Origin of the sequence: Shewanella sp. M16 (genome assembly GCF_018224605.1) — a bacterium.
In the GTDB taxonomy this organism is placed as follows: domain Bacteria; phylum Pseudomonadota; class Gammaproteobacteria; order Enterobacterales; family Shewanellaceae; genus Shewanella; species Shewanella oncorhynchi.
The window spans coordinates 1-5,398 of the sequence record NZ_JAGTUL010000085.1; the positions used below are offsets into that span (position 1 = coordinate 1).

4 protein-coding genes are annotated in these 5,398 nt (G+C 40.3%); all 4 read left to right on the forward strand.

Annotation, left to right across the window (positions count from 1 at the left end):
- On the forward strand, positions 1 to 162 hold a 162-nt coding region (locus KFE26_RS23225), incomplete at its 5' end, for a transposase (RefSeq protein WP_212601874.1).
- Positions 163 to 336: 174 nt separating this feature from the next.
- Positions 337 to 843: a transcription/translation regulatory transformer protein RfaH gene (gene rfaH, locus KFE26_RS23230; protein ID WP_105251953.1), complete on the forward strand. Its 507-nt coding sequence runs from the start codon at positions 337 to 339 to the stop codon at positions 841 to 843.
- Positions 844 to 1,856: 1,013 nt separating this feature from the next.
- Positions 1,857 to 4,343 (forward strand): SLBB domain-containing protein, encoded by a 2,487-nt coding sequence (locus tag KFE26_RS23235; RefSeq protein ID WP_212601872.1) that lies wholly within the window; start codon positions 1,857 to 1,859, stop codon positions 4,341 to 4,343.
- 125 nt (positions 4,344 to 4,468) lie between these two features.
- Positions 4,469 to 5,398 (forward strand): Wzz/FepE/Etk N-terminal domain-containing protein (locus tag KFE26_RS23240; RefSeq protein ID WP_212601873.1); only part of this gene is annotated, 930 nt, incomplete at its 3' end.

Consider the following 5,398-nt stretch of genomic DNA (forward strand, 5'->3'; position numbering starts at 1 on the left):
GTCGATTGGTGCTTATATCGGTATCGACATTTAGTGGAGAATGCTTTTGGAAGAATAAAACACTATCGAGCAATATCAACAAGGTATGACAAGCTAGCAAGAAATTACGCCAGTATGGTGTCACTGGTGTTTATGTTAATGTGGCTGCCGATGTATTGCTGAACAACATTTGCACAGCAAAGATCAACAGACCCTAGTTAATGTGAGCGTCATTGTATGCATACCGAGCGAGAGACTGGAATAGTCGAAAAATTACTTCCACCGACTTGAGCATCTTTGCTATGATTGCGACCCGTGAATGGACATCACTTATTTATAGGGTAGTGAGATTAGCTTATGAAGGCATGGTACCTTTTGTATTGTAAACCTCGTAGTGAAGCGAGAGCACAACAAAACTTAGCACTTCAAAATTTAGAGACGTATTTGCCTATGGTCTCTGAAGAGAAATCTCAGCGCGGGCGCAAACAAGTTTGTCGTGTACCACTATTTCCAAATTATTTATTCATCAATTTTGACCCAAGCCAGACAAGTGTCAGGCAGGTCCATTCTACTCGTGGTGTGAATCGAATCGTTAATTGTCAAGAGAAAATGACGCCCATTGACGACAGAATTATCCATGCCATTCGCATGAAAGAACTAACGCCTTCCCAAACAGTATTAGCCGAAGAATTAGAGCTAAAAACGGGGGAAAAAATTCGTTTTACAGATGGGCCCTTTGTTGATCTCGAAGGCATTTTTCAAGAAAAATGCCCAAATAAACGTTGCCATGTTCTTTTTAACATTATGGGGCAGATAAAGACGGTTACTGTACCTGAGCAAACGGTTGAAAGAGTTTGTAGTTAACTAATTGACACAAGTTTCATTGTAAGAATTAAGATGAAATATTTGTAGGAAATTGACTATTCTTATTATTAAGGCTTTTTGCCAGAGATGGATAACGTTTTGTTAAGTTATTAAATAATAAGGTTTTTATGGATTTTTACAAAATTCAAATCATTAAGATTTTAATTTATCTCTAAAATTTGAAACATTGACTTGCAATTGCTTGTTAATTAACCAGTCAAGCTTTCGGGTTTGAAGTAAACTTATGTAACCAGACTTTAAGATTGTCGTTTATTCTTCTTAACGTCATTGGTATGTTGTTAAAAATGAATCTTTAGTTGATGCGCAAGCTTAGCTGCTTAAGGCCTGCATTGACGTTTAGGTGACTATTTGGTTTAGGCTGCGATAGTCTTGTTCTAATTAATAATTTGGCGTGTTTTTCCCACAAGAGTGGTGATATCACTCGCTAGAAATTCAAATGGGTTGGAGCCTTGTAATTCTTTTTATAAAGAATGATGAGGTTTTATTACATGAAAAATATGAGTTTTCGCGTCGCGAAGGGCAATATAGAAGCCGCAATCTATGGGCGGTAGCGTGTCTGAAAGGCAACGAATGAAAAGTTTCATTCGTTAAGCGGACGCCGAAGGCCTCGGGCCGCCACTCGGATCGATAGCGTGTCTGAAAGGTGAGAAGCCGCAGGTTGATCCCTCGAACGAGAGGTACGGATACCGAACTGGCAGGTATATAGGGATATATTTATCGAAAAACAGTTTCTTCATTAACTTCATTAAATGGGTAATGCAGGGAGCCCCAATAGCCATTAATATGTCCAATTTTACCTTTATTCAGCCATGATACGATTAACCGTAGCTGCTTGATGATGTAAACAATCCAACATTTACCCCAAAGAATCGTTAGTTTTTTGTACACTCTAAATGGCGTTTGATTGCCGAGTGTTTGAATGTGAAACTCAGGTTTTACCTCTAAAAATCCAATAATAAGCTTTGACTCATTTTTATAAACGGAGATATCTGGTGCTACGACAAGTCAAAAAATTCATCATACTAGGCATAAGTGCCGCGATTTTGATGGGCGCGCAGGCTAATGCCATTACGCCATCTCCACAGATGATCGAGCAGTTCAAAGCTTTACCTAAGTCAGAACAAGAAAGGCTAGCACGTCAATATGGCGTTGACCCTTCGATGATCACTGGTGGTTCAGCTGCTCAAACAGTAGTTGAAAATCCAACTGTGGTGACTCCACGTGCTGCCAATAATGACGTAGTTGACCAATCTGAAAGTGACCAGCTAAACCAGGCGACGAAGTCAGAGGCAAAGGTTGAAGCTATTGAAGACAAAAAAGAAAATCAATTAAAGCGTTTTGGTTACGATCTCTTTGCGGGTTCGCCAAGCACTTTTGCACCAGTTAGCGATGTGCCAGTGCCTGCTGAGTACATGATTGGCCCCGGTGATAGCTTAAATGTTCAGTTGTTTGGTAAAGAGAATAATCAGTACACACTAACCGTTGGTCGTGATGGAGCAATTCAATTTCCGGGTTTAGGGCCAATATCGCTTGTTGGTTTGAGTTTTTCAGAAGTACGCGAATTGTTACAGCAAAAAATTACCCAAAGTATGATTGGCATAGAGTCAAATATCACAATGGGCGAATTACGGTCAATTCGTATCTTTGTTGCTGGTGATGCTTTTCAACCAGGCTCCTACACTGTTTCTAGTTTATCGACGATCACTCAAGCATTATTTATTTCCGGTGGTGTGAATCAAATTGGTAGCTTGCGTGACATACAAATTAAACGAGCAGGTAAAACCGTAGGTCGCCTAGATCTCTATGATTTACTTCTGCGTGGTGATGCATCTGGGGATATTCGTTTACAATCGGGTGATGTTGTGTTTATTCCATCTTCAGGTGGGTCTGTGAGTGTGATGGGTGAAGTTCGTCGTCCTGCAATCTATGAGCTTAAAAATAATGAAACAATGGCCGATGTCATTCGCATGGCGAGTGGCTTAAACCCTGGTGCTTATCCTAAAGCCAGCACAGTCGAACGTTATAGTAACGAATCAGTTAAAACTGTAGTAAGTGTTGATTTAACAGAAAATGGTGGTTTAAACACCTTAGTTAAAAATGGCGACCTCCTAAACGTCAGGTCAGCCTCAAGCCGTATCGATAATGCGATTACTGTCGCTGGTGCTGTGGTTCGTCCTGGTAAATATCAATGGACGAAGGATTTGACGGTTGCTGATTTACTCCCATCAATTTGGGGCGATCTCACAATCTCTGCTGATTTAGATTACGCGTTACTTGTTCGTGAAATAAACCAACGTGGCGATATTCAAGTTGAGCGTATTGCCCTTGGACGAGCAATAGGTGAGCCTAAATCACACTATAATCCTCAATTAAATCCGCGTGATTCAATCATAGTGTTTGATTATGCAGACCGTGAAGCGTTACTAAAACCAATAATTCAGAAGCTGAGAGAGCAAAGTCGTTTTGGCGATGCTGCTAAGCTAGTTAACATTAATGGTAACGTACGTTTTCCTGGGCAATACCCGATTACGATTAATGCCGATGTTAAGGAGTTACTGATCGCGGCGGGTGGATTAGAGGAAGGTGCTTATACACTTGCGGCAGAATTAACACGTCAAAATGTTTCTGAGCAAAATGGGGTGTCTATTGAGCATGTTCAATTAAGTTTAGACCATGTAATGCAAAATGACCCTGCAGTAAATATCAAACTGCAGAGTCGCGACATTTTAACTGTACGTACACTTCCAGATTGGCAGGAGAATCGTTGGGTTACGATTAAAGGGGAAGTTAAATTCCCTGGTACTTATAGTATCCAGCGTGGTGAAAGCTTAAAAGATGTCTTGGCGAGAGCGGGGGGCTTGACGAGCGATGCGGCTCCTCGCAGTGCGGTATTTTTACGTAAATTAGTAAAAGATAAAGAGCAACTTGAGTTATCAAAACTTGCTGATGAATTGCGTCGTGAGATTGCCGCAAAAGCGTTGACAAAAGATACACCAACCATTGGCTATAATGATGCACAGCAGATGCTCAATGAGCTTGAGAATGTCAAAACTGTGGGTCGACTAGTCGTTGATGTCAATGCCATAGAACTGGGGATAGAGAGTGCTAACCTTATGCTTGAAGATGCTGATGCCTTGTATATTCCACCAACCAATCAAACGATTTCAGTTATGGGTCAAGTGCAACATCCAAGTACACACAGATATAAGCAAGGTTTGACCTTTGAACAATATCTCGCTTTATCCGGAGGTGCGCGTAAACGTGCTGATGAATCACGCTCATATGTTCTGAAAGCTGATGGTTCAGTTCAAATGCCAGAATCATCTTTTTGGTTCAATGGTGGCAGCTCAATGGAACCAGGCGATACCATAGTTGTACCGTTAGATACTGAATACAAAGATAACCTAACGCTTTGGAGCCAAGTCACTGGCATTATCTACAACACCGCTGTTGCAGTGTCTGTCATAGCAGGACTTTAAGCGCGAAGCCGTGAAAACAAAGGGTCGCAAGCTTTTCTTCTACGAGCCTTCATTGTCACTGTAAGTGAGCTTGCGATCATTCCGTTACTCACTACATATACCATATATTATGAGACAATTTCCCAATGTCCACTGAAGTTTCAAAATACAAAACAGACACCAGCTTTTCCCAAGTAACAAGTGACGAAATCGATCTTCGTAAACTTTTTTCAGTCATCTGGCAGGGTAAATGGTTGATTATCGGCATTACTACCGTATTCGCAATTGGGTCAGTAGCGCTTGCTCTCTACTTACCTAATATCTATAAATCTGAAGCATTACTGGCTCCTGCAGCTGAAGAGCAGAACAGTGGGCTAAATGTTTTAGCATCTCAATTCGGCGGTTTAGCCAGTTTAGCTGGGATGAACTTAGGAGCTAAGGGAGGAGGGACAGATAAAACTCTGCTTGCCATAGAAGTATTAAAATCTCGTAAGTTTGCGAGTGATTTTATTCAAAGACATAAAATTTTGCCTGATCTAATGGCTGCTGAATCGTGGAGTCGGGCTGATGGTGAATTAATTTATAATGCTGAAGTTTACGATGTTTTTTCACAAAAATGGATTCGCGAAGTTGAACCTCCATTTACGCCAGAACCTTCAATGCAAGAGGCGTATAAGAAATTATCAGAATTAGTAAGTGTCAATAAATCTTTAGATACAGGACTAGTAACTATAACTGTTGAACATTATTCTCCTACGATAGCCCAGAAATGGGTGGAACTTTTAGTCAAAGATATCAATGAATATATGAAAGAGAGAGATGTTATTGAAGCACTGCGCAGTACTCGATTTTTAGAGGAAAAAATTAATCAGACAAATGTTGCTGATATTAAAGTAATTTTATATAAACTTATCGAAGAGCAAGCGAAGGTAATTATGTTTGCTGAAGTTAGAGATGAATATATATTCAAAACTATAGACCCCGCAGTCGAGCCAGAATTGAAAGAAAAACCAAGAAGAGCACTAATTTGCATTTTTGGTACATTCATAGGAGCAATTTTAGCTATTATATATATC

Bases quoted from the DNA above. Each gene is read 5' to 3' on its own strand.
- rfaH (WP_105251953.1), top strand. From the start codon at position 337: ATGAAGGCATGGTACCTTTTGTATTGTAAACCTCGTAGTGAAGCGAGA.